12 protein-coding genes are annotated in these 15,714 nt (G+C 69.0%); 7 read left to right on the top strand and 5 right to left on the bottom strand.

The annotated features are described in order from the left end of the window. Window positions 1-28: 28 nt before the first annotated feature. Genes AC1U89_RS18210 through AC1U89_RS18200 form a run of 3 tightly spaced genes read right to left on the bottom strand, consistent with a single transcriptional unit; the run spans window position 29 to window position 2,125 of the window. Complete coding sequence (locus AC1U89_RS18210; RefSeq protein WP_479901066.1) at window positions 29-715, bottom strand: 2OG-Fe(II) oxygenase; 687 nt, start codon at window positions 713-715, stop codon at window positions 29-31. Continuing rightward, the gene (locus tag AC1U89_RS18205; RefSeq protein ID WP_479901065.1) at window positions 712-1,437 is read right to left on the bottom strand and encodes a methylated-DNA--[protein]-cysteine S-methyltransferase; all 726 of its coding nucleotides are present in this window, start codon (window positions 1,435-1,437) and stop codon (window positions 712-714) included. The genes AC1U89_RS18210 and AC1U89_RS18205 overlap by 4 nt, the downstream gene beginning before the upstream one ends. A 49-nt stretch (window positions 1,438-1,486) precedes the next feature. Beyond that, window positions 1,487-2,125 carry a TetR/AcrR family transcriptional regulator gene (locus AC1U89_RS18200; protein ID WP_479901064.1) on the bottom strand — a complete coding sequence of 213 codons (639 nt, stop codon included), beginning with the start codon at window positions 2,123-2,125 and terminating at the stop codon, window positions 1,487-1,489. A gap of 105 nt (window positions 2,126-2,230) precedes the next feature. Here AC1U89_RS18200 and AC1U89_RS18195 point away from each other — a divergent pair, with 105 nt between their 5' ends. The 5 genes from AC1U89_RS18195 (at window position 2,231) to AC1U89_RS18175 (ending at window position 8,266) form a co-directional block, all read left to right on the top strand. Further along, on the top strand, window positions 2,231-2,854 hold the full coding sequence (locus AC1U89_RS18195; RefSeq protein WP_479901063.1) for a glutathione S-transferase C-terminal domain-containing protein: 624 nt from the start codon (window positions 2,231-2,233) through the stop codon (window positions 2,852-2,854). 97 nt (window positions 2,855-2,951) lie between these two features. Further along, on the top strand, window positions 2,952-3,296 hold the full coding sequence (locus tag AC1U89_RS18190; RefSeq protein WP_479901062.1) for a DUF8200 family protein: 345 nt from the start codon (window positions 2,952-2,954) through the stop codon (window positions 3,294-3,296). A 438-nt stretch (window positions 3,297-3,734) separates the two neighbouring features. Further along, window positions 3,735-6,719 carry an isoleucine--tRNA ligase gene (gene ileS / locus AC1U89_RS18185; RefSeq protein ID WP_479901061.1) on the top strand — a complete coding sequence of 995 codons (2,985 nt, stop codon included), beginning with the start codon at window positions 3,735-3,737 and terminating at the stop codon, window positions 6,717-6,719. A gap of 149 nt (window positions 6,720-6,868) precedes the next feature. Beyond that, window positions 6,869-7,378 carry a signal peptidase II gene (lspA, locus tag AC1U89_RS18180; RefSeq protein ID WP_479901060.1) on the top strand — a complete coding sequence of 170 codons (510 nt, stop codon included), beginning with the start codon at window positions 6,869-6,871 and terminating at the stop codon, window positions 7,376-7,378. A 321-nt stretch (window positions 7,379-7,699) separates the two neighbouring features. After that, window positions 7,700-8,266, top strand: a complete 567-nt coding sequence (locus tag AC1U89_RS18175; RefSeq protein WP_479901059.1) for a DUF3035 domain-containing protein — start codon at window positions 7,700-7,702, stop codon at window positions 8,264-8,266. A 200-nt stretch (window positions 8,267-8,466) separates the two neighbouring features. Here AC1U89_RS18175 and AC1U89_RS18170 read toward each other — a convergent pair whose 3' ends face one another. After that, window positions 8,467-9,411 (bottom strand): TraB/GumN family protein, encoded by a 945-nt coding sequence (locus AC1U89_RS18170; RefSeq protein ID WP_479901058.1) that lies wholly within the window; start codon window positions 9,409-9,411, stop codon window positions 8,467-8,469. 217 nt (window positions 9,412-9,628) lie between these two features. Next, entirely contained in the window at window positions 9,629-10,636 is a 1,008-nt protein-coding gene (locus AC1U89_RS18165) for a TraB/GumN family protein (protein ID WP_479901057.1), read from the bottom strand. Window positions 10,637-10,767: 131 nt separating this feature from the next. Between AC1U89_RS18165 and mutL the strand changes: the two genes are divergently transcribed. Together mutL and AC1U89_RS18155 are read left to right on the top strand one after the other, a co-directional pair. After that, on the top strand, window positions 10,768-12,756 hold the full coding sequence (gene mutL, locus AC1U89_RS18160; protein WP_479901056.1) for a DNA mismatch repair endonuclease MutL: 1,989 nt from the start codon (window positions 10,768-10,770) through the stop codon (window positions 12,754-12,756). Window positions 12,757-12,758: 2 nt separating this feature from the next. After that, entirely contained in the window at window positions 12,759-14,858 is a 2,100-nt protein-coding gene (locus AC1U89_RS18155; protein ID WP_479901055.1) for a hypothetical protein, read from the top strand. Window positions 14,859-15,714: the final 856 nt, after the last annotated feature.

Raw genomic sequence — 15,714 nt, 5'->3', positions numbered from 1 at the left:
TCTAAGAGAGAGGGGTTTGGAGGGGGCCTCACGTCGCGTCGTGGAAGATCACCCCCAGCACCCGCCGGCGCCCCGACCGCACGGTGCTGACCCCGTGGCGCAGCACCCGCCGATGCACGCCGCGCGTCCCCGTCGCCGGGCGCTCGCGCACCGCGAAGATCACGCCCTCGCCCTGCTTCAGCGGCACGACCTGGGGCCGGGACTGCTGGCGGGGGCGCTGCTCGACCAGCACGAACTCGCCGCCCTCGAAGTCGCGGCCGGGCTCGTCCAGCAGGAAGGCGGCCTGCAGCGGGAAGACGTGCTCGCCGTACAGGTCCTGATGCAGGCAGTTGTAGTCGCCCGGGCCGTAGGTCAGCAGCAGGGGCGTGGGCCGCCCCTGGCCCGCCGCGTGGCAGCGGGCCAGCATGTCGTCCAGCTCGTCCGGGAAGCGCCGGTCCTCGCCGAGCACCTCCGCCCACCGATTGGCGACGGCGGCCAGGGGACCGTAGAGGCCCTGGCGCAGCCGCTGCACCGGGTCGGGCAAGGGGTAGCCGAAGTACTTGTACTCGCCCTGGCCGAAGCCGTGGCGGGCCATCACCACCCGGCTGCGGAAGCCGGCCTCCTGGTCGTAGAGGCCGGCGACCTTGGCGCAGGTCTCGGGCTTGAGCAGGGGCCCGGTCAGGGCCCAGCCCTGGGTGTCGAGGTCGGCGGCGATGCGGGTCCAGTCCAGGCTCACGCGGCTTCCTTTTCCAGAAGCGCGCGCTTGCGCTCGACGCCCCAGCGGTAGCCGGACAGGCCGCCGTCGGCCCGCACCACCCGGTGGCAGGGGGTGATCACCGCCAGCGGATTGGCCCCGCAGGCCTGGGCCACGGCCCGCACGGCGGCGGGACGGCCGATGGCTTCCGCGACGGTCTTGTACGAGGCGGTCGTCCCGGCCGGGATGGCCCGCAGCGCCGCCCAGACGGCCTGCTGCAGCGGCGTGCCCCGGGCGTCCAGCGGCAGGTCCAGCCTGGCCTCCGGATGGTCGACCTGGTTGGCCACGGCCTCCAGGTCGGCGGCCAGGCCCTGCGGATCGGAGGTCAGCCGGGCCGAGCGGAAGCGGCGCTCCAGGTCGCGGACCAGCACCTCGGCGTCGTCGCCCAGGGTCACCAGCCGCAGGCCGGCGTCCGAACGGGCCACCAAAGCCAGGCCCAGGCTGGTCGGGACCGTGGCCCAGCGCAGGGTCTCGCGCGGCTGGTCGGGCTTGCAGCGCAGGCAGGCCCGGAAGCCGGCGGCGCGGGCGCTCTCCCGCGTGTCGTGGAACTCGACGTTCTTGCGCAGCGGCCGCCCGGCGCAGCTGGCCAGGCAGTAGACGCCGGTGGTGCGCACGGCGATGAAGAAGGCGCCGTCCAGGTCGCGGTCGCGGCGGCGCATGGCCTCCCAGCGCGCGTCGTCGGTGGTGGGGATGGAAGCGGTCATGGGAAAACTCCTTTCGTGAGAAGGAGCATGCGCGCCATGACCTACGGCGTCATTCCGATGCTTGCTGTTCCAGTTTTGGGCCACAGATCAGGCCGACCATGACGGGGATCGTGGCCTCCAGCTGCTCGCGCGTCTCGCCGGCCCGGGCGCGGACCGACAGGGCGTTCATCATCATGCTGGCCACGCGGCCCAGGGCGACGGGATCGACGGTCGAGGGCAGCTCGCCCTTGGCCTGGCGGCGCACCAGCAGGCCTTCGACGCCGCGGTCCAGTTCGTGCAGGCCGTCGGCCACGATCCGGCGCACCTCGTCGTCGATCAGCGCCTGGCCCAGGCCCGCGCTGGCCAGGAAGCAGCCTCGCCCGCCGAAGTCGTCCGACAGGTAGAAGCCCAGGGCCGTGTGATAGATGCGGGTCAGGATGTCGCGCAGCGAACCGCCGCCTCGGAACGCCTCGGTCATCGCCGCGCGCGAGCGGTCCATATAGGCGTCCAGCGCGGTCCTGAAGAGCGCCTGCTTGTCGCCGAACGCCCCGTACAGGCTGGGCCGGTTCATGCCGGTGGCGGCGGCCAGGTCGTCCAGCGAGGCGCCGGCGAAGCCCTGCGACCAGAAGATCTCCGTGGCCTTGGCCAGGGCGACGTCGGGATCGTAGGCGCGGGGTCTGCCGCGCCGCTTGGCGGGGGCTTCGGACATCTGACTCTCCTGGTCCGGAATCTTCTTTTTGTACCGTTTCGCAGTTTATTCCTTGACCACCGTTATTTTTATGCGAAACAGTATGGAAATGCAATGGAGGGTTCGATGGATCTCTACTTCTCGCCGATGGCCTGTTCGATGGCGACGCGGATCGCCGCCTACGAGGCCGGCGCGGACATCCGGTTCCTGAAGGTCGACACCAAGGCCCGGCCCAAGGTGGTCGAGGACGGGACCGCCTTCCTCACCCTCAACGGCATGGGCCAGGTGCCGGTCCTGCGGACCGACGACGGCGAGCTGATCGTCGAGAACGCGGTGATCCTGCAATACGTGGCCGACCGCTTCCCGGCGTCCGGCCTGATCCCAACCGACGGGGCCGAGCGCCGCAAGGTGCAGAGCTGGCTCAGCTTCGTCGGGACCGAGCTGCACACCGGCGTGTTCATCGCCCTGCTGAACCCCAAGGCCCCCGAGGGCGCCAAGACCTTCGCCCGCGAGCTGCTGGCCGAGCGCCTGGCCTTCCTCGACGCCCACCTGAAGGGCCGCGAGTTCTTGGCTGGCAAGTTCAGCGTGGCCGACGCCTACCTGTTCGTGATGCTGACCTGGGCCCGCTACCTGGCCATCGACTTCACGCCCTATCCGAACCTGGCCGCCTATCGCGACCGCCTGCAGACCCGGCCCTCGGTGGCCACGGCCTTCGACGAGGAATTCACCCTGTTCAAGGCCGCGGCCTGAACTGGGGACGCGCGCTCACAGCGCGGCCGTACGGCCCTATCCCCGCCGTGAGTGAGCGTCCCCGCCCCTAACCGCTCCACTCCCCAGGAGAAACATCATGCGTAACCTGATCATCGCCGCCGTGGCCCTGGCCGCGGCGGGCGGCCCCGCCATGGCCGAAACCAAACCCCAGACTGGCTGGCTGACGCTGGCCGCCCCCACCACCCGGGACCATCTGGTGTTCGACGGCACGCTGTGGCGCTGCAAGGCCGACGTCTGCCGCTCGACCCAGGTCAAGTCGCTGCCGCCCCTGCGCAGTTGCAAGCGCCTGGCGCGCGAACTGGGGCCGATCACCGGCTTCGGCTATCGCGGCGTGACCCTGTCGGACGCCGAACTGGGCGAATGCAATCCGGCCCAGATCGCCAAGACCCCGGCGGCCTCGGAAGTCGCGGCCGTCCACTGATCTCCGACCTCGGAGGAGGACCTCGGGGGCGTGCGCGAGCGCGCCCCTGCTTTTTGTGCTTCTCCAACACCCACCCAACATCCCCACGCCCGTCATCCTCGGACTTGTTCCGAGGACCCCTCTGTCGGCCGGTTTGCCGGCTGAGGTTGGGCCGCGACCTCACCGCTCCACGGATCGCCCTTCTTCTCGGCTGAATCAGGGGTCCTCGGAACAAGTCCGAGGATGACGGGTGCTGGGGGCGGTACAGGTGATGGGGATGGTGAGAGCAACGCGTTTGCCCCTCCCCGCCTCGTCTGCTATCCCCCGCCCATGCCTTTCGTTCGGAAGACCTCGCGAATTAACCGCCCGGCGTGACGCCGCCGGACGAGATTCCAGCGCGCGCCGGGACGACGACCCCGCACCTGACCATTCCGAACCCCTACGCTGGATAGCTCCCCCATGGCCGACGACGCCACGACGACCGCCCGCGACTACCGCGAAACCGTCTTCCTTCCCGACACCCCGTTCCCGATGCGCGGGGGCCTGCCCAAGAAGGAGCCCGAGATCTTGGAGGGCTGGGCCGCCCTGTCGGACAAGGGCCTGTACGGCGCGGTTCGCGCCGCGCGCCAGGCCGCCGGCGCCCCGCTGTTCGTGCTGCACGACGGCCCGCCTTATGCGAACGGGGCCATCCACATCGGCCACGCCCTGAACAAGACGCTGAAGGACTTCGTGGTCCGGTCGCGCTTCGCCCTGGGCTACGACGTCGACTACGTGCCCGGCTGGGACTGCCACGGCCTGCCCATCGAGTGGAAGATCGAGGAAGAGTTCCGCGCCAAGGGCCGCCGCAAGGACGAGGTGCCCGCCGCCGAGTTCCGCAAGCGCTGCCGGGAATACGCCGCCGGCTGGATCGAGGCCCAGAAGGTCGAGTTCCAGCGCCTGGGCGTGCTGGGCGACTGGTRGAACCGCTACGCCACCATGGACTATGCGTCCGAGGCGACGATCGTCGAGGAGTTCCACAAGTTCGCCAAGACCGGCCAGCTCTATCGCGGCTCCAAGCCGGTGATGTGGAGCCCGGTCGAGCGCACGGCCCTGGCCGACGCCGAGATCGAGTACCACGACCACGTCTCGCCGACCGTGTGGGTGAAGTTCCCGGTCAGGGCCTATGACGAGGACCGCTACGCCGTGTCGGGCAATGCGGCCGGCGACAATGTCTTCCGCCTGCCGCCCAACGACGCCAGCGTGGTGATCTGGACCACCACCCCGTGGACCATCCCGGCCAACCGGGCGATCTCGTTCGGGCCMAAGGTCGAATACGGCCTCTACGAGGTCGAGGCCCTGGAGGAGAACCTCGAGTTCGCCCCGTGGTCCAAGGTCGGCGACCGCCTGATCGTGGCCGACAAGCTGGCCGAGGACGTCCGCCAGGCCGCCAAGGTCGCGAAATGGCGCCGCGCCGAGCCGGTCGACCCGACCGGCCTGATCTGCGCCCACCCGCTGGCCCAGTTCGATGCCGGCTACGGCTTCGACGTGCCGCTGCTGGCCGGCGAGCACGTGACCGATGACGCCGGCACCGGCTTCGTCCACACCGCCCCGGGCCACGGCGCCGACGACTACCTGGTCTGGCTGAAGAGCGGTTATGCGCTCGACTCCATCCCCGACACCGTCGATCCGGACGGCGCCTACTATCCGCACGTGCCCCTGTTCGCGGGCCTGAAGGTCATCGAGACCGAGGGCAAGAAGGCCGGCAAGTTCGGCCCGGCCAACGGCGCGGTGATGGACAAGCTGATCGAGGCCGGCAACCTGCTGGCGCGCGGCCGCGTCGAGCACAGCTATCCGCACAGCTGGCGCTCCAAGGCCCCGGTGATCTTCCGCAACACGCCGCAGTGGTTCATCCGCATGGACCAGGCCGTGCCTTCGCTGGGCGGCAAGACCCTGCGCGAGGTCGCCGTGAAGGCCATCGCCGACACCGCCTTCCACCCCGACGCCGGCCGCAACCGCATCGGCTCGATGGTCGAGACCCGTCCGGACTGGCTGATCAGCCGCCAGCGCGCCTGGGGCACGCCCCTGGCCATGTTCGTCGACAAGGAGACGGGCGTCCCGCTGATGGACGAGGCCGTCAACCGCCGCATCCTGGACGCCATCCAGGACGGCGGCAGCGACGCCTGGTTCGAGCTGCCCGACAGCCACTTCCTGGGCGACCACGACCCGGCCAAGTACGAGAAGGTCGTCGACATCCTCGACGTCTGGTTCGACAGCGGCGCCACCCACGCCTTCACCCTGGAAGGCCGCAACGACAGCCGCTCGCCGGCCGACCTCTATCTGGAAGGCAGCGACCAACACCGCGGCTGGTTCCAGTCGTCGCTTCTCGAGAGCTGCGGCACGCGCGGCCGCGCGCCGTACAAGGGCGTCCTGACCCACGGGTTCACCCAGGACGAGAACGGCGAGAAGATGTCCAAGTCCAAGGGCAACACCGTCGAGCCCCAGGCCATCACCAAGGAGTCCGGCGCCGAGATCCTGCGGCTGTGGGCCGCCATGGTCGACTATTCGGAAGACCAGCGGATCGGCAAGACGATCCTGGCCACCACCACCGACGCCTATCGCAAGCTGCGCAACACCACGCGCTACCTGCTGGGCGCCCTGGCCGGCTTCGACGAGGCCGAGCGGATCACCGACTACGCCGACTTCCCGCCGCTGGAGAAGTACATCCTGCACCGCCTGTGGGAGCTGGATGGCCAGGTGAAGGCCGCCTACGAGGCCTATCGCTTCAGCGACGTGATCCGGCCGCTGATCGACTTCTGCCAGGGCGACCTGTCGGCGCTGTTCTTCGACATCCGCAAGGACAGCCTCTATTGCGACGCGCCCACGGCCCTGCGCCGCCGGGCCTATCGCACGGTGCTGGACTATGTGTTCGAGCGCCTGACGGTGTGGCTGTCGCCCCTGACCAGCTTCACCATGGAAGAGGCGTGGACGACGCGCTTCCCCGAGGCGGGCAGCAACGTCCTGCGCGTGATGCCGGAAACCCCGGCCGCCTGGCGCAACGACGCCGAGGCCGCCCGCTGGACCAAGGTCGAGGCCGTGACCTCGGTGGTGACCGCCGCCCTGGAGGTCGAGCGTCGCGAGAAGCGTATCGGTTCGGCCCTGGAGGCCGCGCCGGTCGTCCACATCGCTGAGCCCGACCTGCTGGCGGCCTTCGACGGCGTCGACGCGGCTGAAGTCTTCCGCACCAGCCAGGCGACCCTGGTCGCCGGGACCGCGTCCGGCGCCTTCGCCCTGGACGAGGTCAAGGGCGTGGCGGTCGAGCCCAAGCTGGCCGAGGGCAAGAAGTGCGCCCGCTCGTGGCGCATCCTGCCGGAGGTGGGAACCGATCCCCGCTATCCGGAACTTAGCCTGCGCGACGCCGAAGCTGTGGCGTGGTGGGACGCTCACCACACCGCAGCAAGCGCTTAGAACCCAACGGTTGTCATCCCGGAAAGCGCGCAGCGCTTGTCCGGGACCCAGGGGCGGCTGCACCGCGCCGGCCCAGTCCCCTGGGTCCCGGACAGCCCCTGCGGGGCTTCCGGGATGACAACGGTTTTGCGGCGGCTTAAGGACGAAGAATGCTCAAGATCACCCGCCTCGGCTGGACCGCCTATCTGATCGCCGCGATCACCGTCGTGCTGGACCAGATCAGCAAGGCCTGGATCCTCTCCACCCTGGGGACCGCGCCCGGCGCCAGCCAGCACGTGGCCGGGCCGTTCTACCTGACCCTCGTCCATAACCTGGGCATGAGCTTCGGCCTGTTCCGGGGTTCGGAGCTGAGCCGCTGGCTGCTGACCCTGTTCTCGGCCGTGGTGGTGATCGGCCTGGCGGTCTGGGCGCGCAAGGCGGCCAAGCCGCTGGTGGCGGCGGGAATCGGCCTGATCATGGGCGGGGCGTTCGGCAACAACCTGATCGACCGCATCCGCTACGGCTACGTCGTCGACTTCATCGACGTCTCGCGCCTGCACTTCCCCTGGGTGTTCAACGTGGCCGACTCGGCCATCACCGTCGGCGTCTGCCTGCTCCTGCTGGACAGCTTCGTGTCGGAAGAAAAGAAGCTGGCCAATCCGGACGGCCACGGGCTGTAGCCTCGCCCTCCCCTCCACCGTCATTCCCGCCCTTGTGGCGGGAAACCCTGCTTCAGCCCGCGAGGGAATCGCCGTGGCGCGCCGGCGCGCCACCCTGCTGCACGTGCGGCGGACAGAGGGGTTCCCGCCACAAGGGCGGGAATGACGATGCGTGGGGGAATTGGGGCCTGCCCTCCCGTCAAAACGCCGCCCGCGGGCTCTCCTCATCGCGACACAACCGCCCTAAGCTGGCCACGATCTGAACTAAGATTGGCGCCCGGCCTCGGATGTCGTATCGAGAGCGTCCGAATTTACGGCCCGGGGGGCCGCTGGAGCAGGTTCATGAGTTTCTATCGGGTCGCGACCCTGGGCGTTCTGGCCTCCGTGGCCGCCATGGGCCTCGCCGGTTGCCAGTCCACGTCCAAGGCGCTGGGCATGAGCAAGGTGGTTCCTGACGAATTCCGCGTCGTCACCAAGGCCCCGCTGGTGGTGCCGCCCGACTACAGCCTGCGCCCGCCGGCCCCCGGCGAGCCGCGCCCGCAGGAGCTGCAGCCCGAGAGCGCCGCGCGCCAGGCCCTGATCGGCCAGAGCAACGCCGCCGGCCGTTCGGACGGTGAGAAGCTGCTGGTCGCCAAGGCCGGCGTCGACAAGGCCGATCCGCTGATCCGCTTCGTCGTCGACGACGAGAACGGCGACCTGGCCCACAAGGACGAGAGCTTCTCGCAGAAGGTMATGTTCTGGAAGAAGGGCGACAAGACCGCCGCCCCGACCGCGTCCGAGACCGGCGCCACCGACGCCACCCCGGTCGACGCCGCCACCGAAGAGGCCCGCCTCAAGGAACTGACCGGCAACGGCACGATCGTCATCGCCCGCGAAAAGGATAGCAAGATCAAGCTGCCGGGCCTGTAGGGCCGGGTTTTGACCTGCTGAAGTTCGAAAGGCCCGGGGGGAGACTTCCGGGCCTTTTCTTTTGACCTCCGCCCCCTATGGGGGCGGACAGGCGGCGAAGCCGCCAGGTGGGGGCAAGGGGGTGAGCCTCGGCGCCCTATGACCCACTTGCCCCCTACGGATCGCTTCGCGATCGTCTTCCCCCACAGGGGGAAGAGGGCCTACTCCCCCGGCGTGCTCACCTCGAACCCGCGCGCCCGCATCTGGTCCAGCACCCCGCCCTTGGCCACCAGGCTGCGGATGCCGTAGACCGCCACCGCGTGCCCCGGCGTCTTCATCGCCGCCGACAACGCCGCGACCTCGTCCCCCGTCCCCTTGCGCTCCAGGTCGGCCATGCCCGGCAGGGCCAGCAGGCAGCGCTGGAAGTTCCTCGGCCCGGCGATCGCCCCGCGCACGTCGCCGCGCGCCCAGGCGCGGGCGGCGGCCCGGGCGGCCTCTGGGCCGGCGTTGACCTCGTCCAGCACGCCCTCCAGGCAGATCAGCCCGGCCTCGCGCGAGTGCTCGCGCACCGCCGTCTTGATCAGCGGCATCGCCTTGTAGGTGGCGGCCGGCCGGGCCTTGACCCCGTGCTTGCGGGCCAGGCGGCCGATCGTGCGCTCCGGCTCGGCCGTCTCCAGCCGCACCGACTTGCGGTAGTCGCCGGCCATCATGATCCCCGCCCCCAGCGGGCTCCAGCCTTCGTAGGCGTCCGGCCCCTTGCCCAACGTGGCGCGGGCCTTGGCCAGCTTGGGGGCCAGGGCGCCGGCGGACGCGTCCAGCGGCTCCTTCGACTTCAGCTTGCCGCGCAGGGCCAGGGCGGCCGGCAGGTCGCCGATCCCGGCCTTGCCCTCGGGCGGCAGGATCACCGCGAAGGCGCCGTCCAGCCGATGGTCCAGCACGCTGGTGTCCCAGGCCTGACCCTTGGGCAGGGCCTGCAGCACGCCCAGCATGTAGATCGTGGTGTCGCCGTCCGAGATCCGCCACCAGGCCGGTCCCGGCAGCCTGGCGCTGACCACCAGGGCCTCGACGACATTGGCCTCGGGATCGTCCAGGGCGGGCGGGGTCTGGGTCGAGGCCAGGGCCGGGGTCAGGGCGAAGCCCGCCGCCAGGATCGCCAGTMGCCGCATGTCTGATCTCCATCGGGAATCGCCGCGTCCCATCAGCGCCTTCCCGCCATCCTTATTCAACCGTCATCCCGGGCCTTGTGCCCGGGACCCCTCTGTCCGCCGCAGGTGCAGCGGGGGCGGTTCGCCAACGAACCGCTTGCGTCTCACCGTCAGCTGAACCAGGGGTCCCGGGCACAAGGCCCGGGATGACGGTTGTTGAAGTGGGCAGGTGAACCGCTCACTCCCCCGGCGTCGTCACCGTGAAGCCCTTGGCCCGCAGCTGGTCCAGCACCCCGTCCTCGGCCAGCAGCGAGCGCAGCTCGATCACCGCCACCGCCTTGCCGGGCGTCTTCAGCGCCGCGGAGATGGCCCGCACCGCGTCGTCCCGGCCGTCGCGCAGCTCGCGGGCGATCGACGGGGTCGAGGCCAGGCAGCGCTGGAACCCGCGGTCCGCCGAGACCACCTGGCGCACCTCGCCCCGCGCCCAGCGCTCGGCCAGGGCCTTGATCCCCTCCTGGCCGCTCTCGGCCTGCCGCAGGCCCGCGTCCAGGCACAGCTCCTGCAGCGGCTGCGGCGCCCCGCCCAGCGACTTGATGGCGTCCACCAAGCTGTAGCCCGGCAGGTTCTGGATGCGCGGGCGCTTGTCCAGGTCCTTGCCCTTGGCGATGTCGCGGATGGCGTCGGTGACGCCGCCCAGATGGATCGAGATGTCGCCGCCCTCCCCGCCGTTGGCCACCAGGAAGCCGGCGAAGGCGGGTTTGACCTCGTCCATGCTGTCGGGCTTTTCCTTCATCGCCGCCAGCCGCGCCTCCAGGCGGGCGCGCAGGTCCGGCGGCAGGGTCTGGCGCATCGGCTTGTCGGTGATGAAGTAGCGCTTGCCGGCCAGGGCCAGCGAGATCAGCCGCACCACGCTGACGTCGGCCTCCTGGCCCATGATCAGCACGTTGGCCCCGTCGACCCGCCGCTTGAACACCGACTCGTCGACCTCCAGCTTGGCGGGCGTCAGGGCCGGCACGCCCAGCACGTAGACCGTGGTGTCGGCGTCGCTGACCTTCCACCAGGCCGGCCCAGGCAGGCGGGCGTTGACCACCAGTTCCTCGACCATGTTGGCCTCGGGGTCGACCTTGCGCAGGTTGATCGGCCCGGAGGCGTCGACCGCCTGCTGGGCGAAGGCCGGACCGGAGAACATCAAGCCCATCGCGACCACTGGGGCCGCCAACGAGGCGGCCAAACGGAACTGCGTCACTATCTGTGTGTCTCCAGCCGAGGCGGAATCGATCTAGGATGATCGGTCTTCCACAGTTGGAAGGGCCCCAAGCTGGGCCGTCAAATTACCATGCTGCAATGCGGCCCCGGCCGCGCCGAAAGCCGTCCCCGATGCCCATCCGCCGCCTGCCGCCCGAGACCGTCAACCGCATCGCCGCCGGCGAGGTGGTCGAGCGCCCGGCCAGCGCCATCAAGGAGCTGGTCGACAACGCCATCGACGCCGGCGCAAGCCGCATCGAGGTCGAGGCCCACGGCGGCGGCCTGACCCGCATCCTGGTGGCCGACGACGGCTGCGGCCTGTCGGCCGAGGAACTGCCCGTCGCCATCGAGCGCCACGCCACCTCCAAGCTGGCCCCCGACGAGGACGGCCTGTGGGACCTGCTGCGCATCCACACCATGGGCTTCCGGGGCGAGGCCCTGCCCTCGATCGGCTCGGTGGCGCGCCTCTCCATCTCTTCGCKCGCCAAGGGCCAGCGCGACGCCTTCTCGATCCTGGTCGAGGGCGGCAGCGTCGGCGACGTGGCCCCCGCCGCCTTCGCCGGCGACCACGGGGCGCGGATCGAGGTGCGCGACCTGTTCTACGCCACCCCCGCCCGCCTGAAGTTCATGAAGTCCGAGCGCGCCGAGGCCCTGGCCATCACCGAGGAGCTCAAGCGCCAGGCCATGGCCCACGAGGCCGTCGGCTTCAGCCTGGACATCGACGGCCGCCGCATCCTGCGCCTGCCGCCCGAGCATCCCGGACCTCAAGGCCGCCTGGCCCGCCTGTCGGCCGTGCTGGGCCGCGACTTCCACGACAACGCCCTGGAGATCGACCAGACCCGCGACGGCGTGCGCCTGTCCGGCTTCATCGGCCTGCCCACCTACAACCGCGGCAACGCCGCCCACCAGTACCTGTTCGTCAACGGCCGCCCCGTGCGCGACCGCCTGCTGCAGGGCGCCCTGCGCGCGGCCTATGCCGACTTCCTCGCGAGGGACCGCCACCCGACGGCGGCCCTCTACGTCTCGCTCGACACCGCCGAGGTCGACGTCAACGTCCACCCCGCGAAAGCCGAAGTGCGGTTCCGCGACCCGGCCCTGGTGCGCGGCCTGATCGTCGGGGCCCTGCGCCACGCCCTGGCGGCGGCCGGCCACCGGGCCTCGACCACCACGGCCGCGAGCGCGCTGGACGCCATCCGGGCGCAGTCGATGGTCCCGCCGCCGGGCGGTGGCGGCGGCTATCCCGGCTACCAACCCAATTCTTATCAAGGGGGCCCCTCGCCCGCCGGCTTCTCGGCCTGGCAGCAGGGCGGCTGGACGCGACCCGCGCCCCAGGTGCTGCCGGGCCTGTCGGACGTCTCGGCGAGATACGAGGCCGCGCCGGAGGAGGCCTACGCCACCCGGGCCGAGGCCTTCGGGACCGGCGGCGGCGGCGTCGCCGAGGCGGTGCGCGAGGCGGCCTATGGCGGCTACGACGCCGCGCCCAGCATCGCCTATCCAGGCCAGCCGGACCACGGCCCCGCCCCGGCCTTCGACCCCGTCGACTTCCCGCTGGGCGCGGCCCGAGCCCAGGTGCACGAGACCTACATCGTCGCCCAGACCCGCGACGGCGTGGTCATCGTCGACCAGCACGCCGCCCACGAGCGCCTGGTCTACGAGCGGATGAAGGGCGAAATGGCCGCCGGCGGCGTCGCCCGCCAGACCCTGCTGCTGCCCGAGGTGGTCGAGCTGGACCCCGCCGAGGCCGAACGCGTCGTCGCCCGCGCCGAGGAACTGGCGGCCCTGGGCCTGGTCCTGGAAAGCTTCGGCCCCGGCGCCGTCCTGGTCCGCGAGACCCCGGCCCTGCTGGGCAAGACCGACGCCGCGGGCCTGGTCCGCGACATCGCCGACGACCTGGCCGAGAACGGCCAGGCCCTGGCCCTGAAGGAACGCCTGGAGGAGGTCTGCTCCACCATGGCCTGCCACGGGAGTGTGCGGGCCGGGCGGCGTTTGAACGCGGTGGAGATGAACGCCCTGCTGCGGGAGATGGAGGCGACGCCGCACTCGGGCCAGTGCAACCACGGGCGGCCGACGTATGTGGAGTTGAAGTTGGCGGATATTGAGAGGCTGTTTGGGCGGAGGTAGTTTTGGCAGGCCGAAAGCAGCATGAAATCCCCCGTCTATTTCAGCGAGGCTTTCTGATCCCTACCAGCGCGGATGCAGAGCGCATCTTCGTGTTCCGGCGCGGTGGCCGGTCGTTCGACCGCAATATCGAAAAGGTCGGCTACGGAGAGGACTTTTACTCCTCACCCGCCGCCGATGGGGAACGGACGCTCGACGACGACATCACCGACTATGAGAAGCACCTTAGTGGACTGGTGCGGACGCTGCGCGCCGTGGCACCCGGCGACGAGGCCGACGGATCGGTCGCAGCTGAAATCATCGTCCATCTGACGTTCCGCAATGCCCACCTGCGTGAAGTCTTCACCTTGGGGGCCCAAGGAATGCTCGGGGTGGTTACCGAGGTCATGCAAGACGACGAACTTCTGAGGCAGTTCCTGGGCCTCGACGGCCCGACCGGTTCAGACAAACTGCTAAAGCAAATCGTCGACAACCTAATGGCCGATCCCAGAGCGCAGGACCTCGGCATTCCCATGGCGGTCTTTGAGCGGCTGATCCTGGCGCTAGTCCGCGAGCACTTCCCAGCTTTGATGAGTTCGCAACGCCCGATGATGTTGGCAGCCTTTGGGGCCGTCCTCGGCGAAGCGCCTCAGATCGCCAAGGAGAGTCACAACAAGGCGCTCGCCACCCTCCCTACCAAATCGAACGAGCGCGAGACTTGGCTAAGGAAGCTCGTCTGGCGCGTAGTCGAAAGCCCCATCGACCTCGCCTTGCCTGATTGCGTCGCACTTGGCGTGGATACGGCCGGAAGAGCGCTGCCTTTTGCGACCAGCGGCGTCAAGGATATCCAAGAGGTGCTGCTGCCGCTGTCATCGCGGCGATTGTTAGTCGGCACCGCCGTTAACGTCTCACCGACCTTCGATATCAGCCACTTCAACCAAGCGGCCGCCGCATGCAGCCACACATACTTCCTCAGGGCCAGCCGAACACCCGAGACTCTGGCCTTGCTAAGCTCGATTGGTACGCGGTCGACCGTTGCCTTGGACGAAGTGATTGCGGAAGGTCCGCAGGGGTTCGTCGGCGGCAATGAACCCGCACCCCTACCATCGGGCGTGTTCGGCCTTGCCTTGACCTCACCGGATCACAGCTTCCCCATAACGTTCAGCGGCGACTTTGACGCCGCGATGGCGAATAAGGTCGCAGAAGCGATCAAGGCCATCATCTTCAATCCAACGTGGGACCTTCCGCTCGGCAAAGTCTCCGCCGTGACCTTCGCCGATGACTACGCTGAAGCGTTGGCAAGGATCGACCAGCATGACGCCGCCTTGCCGTCGCCGATCACGCCTGAACAGGCACAAAGCGTGGGGCAATTGGTACACGTCCGGCGCGACGGGGAAGTCCTGTGCCATCTCGTCTTCGATGGTGCCATCGCCCGCGCTCTGGTCGCCGATGACGATGCATTCTGGGAAGAAGGTGTGATGGTCGTCGCGAACCTATTCGCTCGCGCTGGCTTTTCCGCCGTCTACGACGCCGCCTTTAGGAATGATGGCACAAGACCCATGCTGCGACCATCCGAGGCAGCGATGCATGAGGTGACGCGAGATGCGTGGAAGGCTTACTTTGCCGCTCGTGCCAGCGCGGCTTTCGCTCCACGTACCTTGATCGTCGCTCAGGAGAATGTTCGTGCGGCGTTTCGGCAGGCCGTGGAGGGCGTGGCTGCGGCCCGCGAAGCGCTCCATCGAACAGACGACTACGGGGCTTTGTGGCGCAGTTCGTCGGCCCTTGTAGAGACGCTGATTAGCCATCTGGGAATGTTGGCAGGTACCGCACACGGCATGCAGATCGATGCGATGATCGAGGCCGATGGCCTGGCTGATATGTTGGCTACACGAGGTCTTCGCGCCTGGTTCGAGGACTTCAAACGCGATCTCAATTATACTTGGAAGCGTCGCGGCCAATGGCGGTCATACAAAGAACTGATCGCTCTGGGCCGTCACGCCGAGCGCGTGCTCTGGGCGTTTGGCGTGTTTGTTTGGGAAGTCGACGATGATTTGAGGATTAACATTCTGCCGACAGGCATGGATGAAGCTTTCGCCACTGCTTTGTCGGATCCAAATATGTTTTGAATTTACGGCGTCCGAGCGTAGTTTAGCGGCGCCATAGAGAGTTTCACTGAGCAGACATCGGTGGAACGATAGCCGCATCCGCCCCGCCGGATGCGACCCCACCTTAAACCCTTGGTGGATGGGAGCTCTGGGGACTGACCGAGTCAAGGACCGCCTCCGGCGGCCGCGGAGCGGCGGCGCGGCGCGCCGTCCTTGACTCGGTCAGTCCCCAGAGCATGCTGGCAGCCAAGGTTTCAAGGCGCGGCCTCGCCGTTGCGGGCGGTCTTTCCGACACCCCCAACCTCCGTCATCCTCGGACTTGTTCCGAGGCCCCCTGTGTCCGCTGGTTTGCCGTTTGGGTTGGCCCACGACCTCGCCGCTTCACGGATCATCCTTCTTCTCGGCTGAGGCAGGGGTCCTCGGAACAAGTCCGAGGATGACGGACGTGGGAAGGGCGTTGGGGATGGGTTCGCGGGGATACAGCGCGCTCAATCCCCGCGAACGCCACGGCGAACTCCAGCTTATTCAACGCCCTGCAAAAAAAGCAGCGTCACAAGCACCGCCGCGCTGAAACCACCCGCATACTGGTCCTCGCCCTGTCGTGGGGAGGACGTCCGGCCGGCGACCGATACGTGCGACAGGGGCGGTCGAGCGGGAAGCGCTCGTCGGTGGTTCTTGAATGAACGCCTTCGCGGCGGTCCAGGGCAGGCTCCTCCATGAGGACGAAACCCTGGCGGCGAAGGATCGGCGGACGCGGCAGGCCCGGGCTGAAATCGCCCGGGCGGTCCGGAAGGGGCGTCAACCTTCCGCCCGTCGGGGGCCTCCATCGGAGCGGGTTAAAAATCCGCGATCCGAAGGCTTCCGGAAAACGATCCGC

It is taken from the genome of Caulobacter sp. 05T431 (assembly GCF_056665975.1).
This window is presented reverse-complemented; position numbering and strand designations above follow the sequence as displayed.

Bases quoted from the DNA above. Each gene is read 5' to 3' on its own strand.
- AC1U89_RS18205 (WP_479901065.1), bottom strand. From the start codon at position 1,437: ATGACCGCTTCCATCCCCACCACCGACGACGCGCGCTGGGAGGCCATG.
- AC1U89_RS18200 (WP_479901064.1), bottom strand. From the start codon at position 2,125: ATGTCCGAAGCCCCCGCCAAGCGGCGCGGCAGACCCCGCGCCTACGAT.
- AC1U89_RS18195 (WP_479901063.1), top strand. From the start codon at position 2,231: ATGGATCTCTACTTCTCGCCGATGGCCTGTTCGATGGCGACGCGGATC.
- AC1U89_RS18190 (WP_479901062.1), top strand. From the start codon at position 2,952: ATGCGTAACCTGATCATCGCCGCCGTGGCCCTGGCCGCGGCGGGCGGC.
- lspA (WP_479901060.1), top strand. From the start codon at position 6,869: ATGCTCAAGATCACCCGCCTCGGCTGGACCGCCTATCTGATCGCCGCG.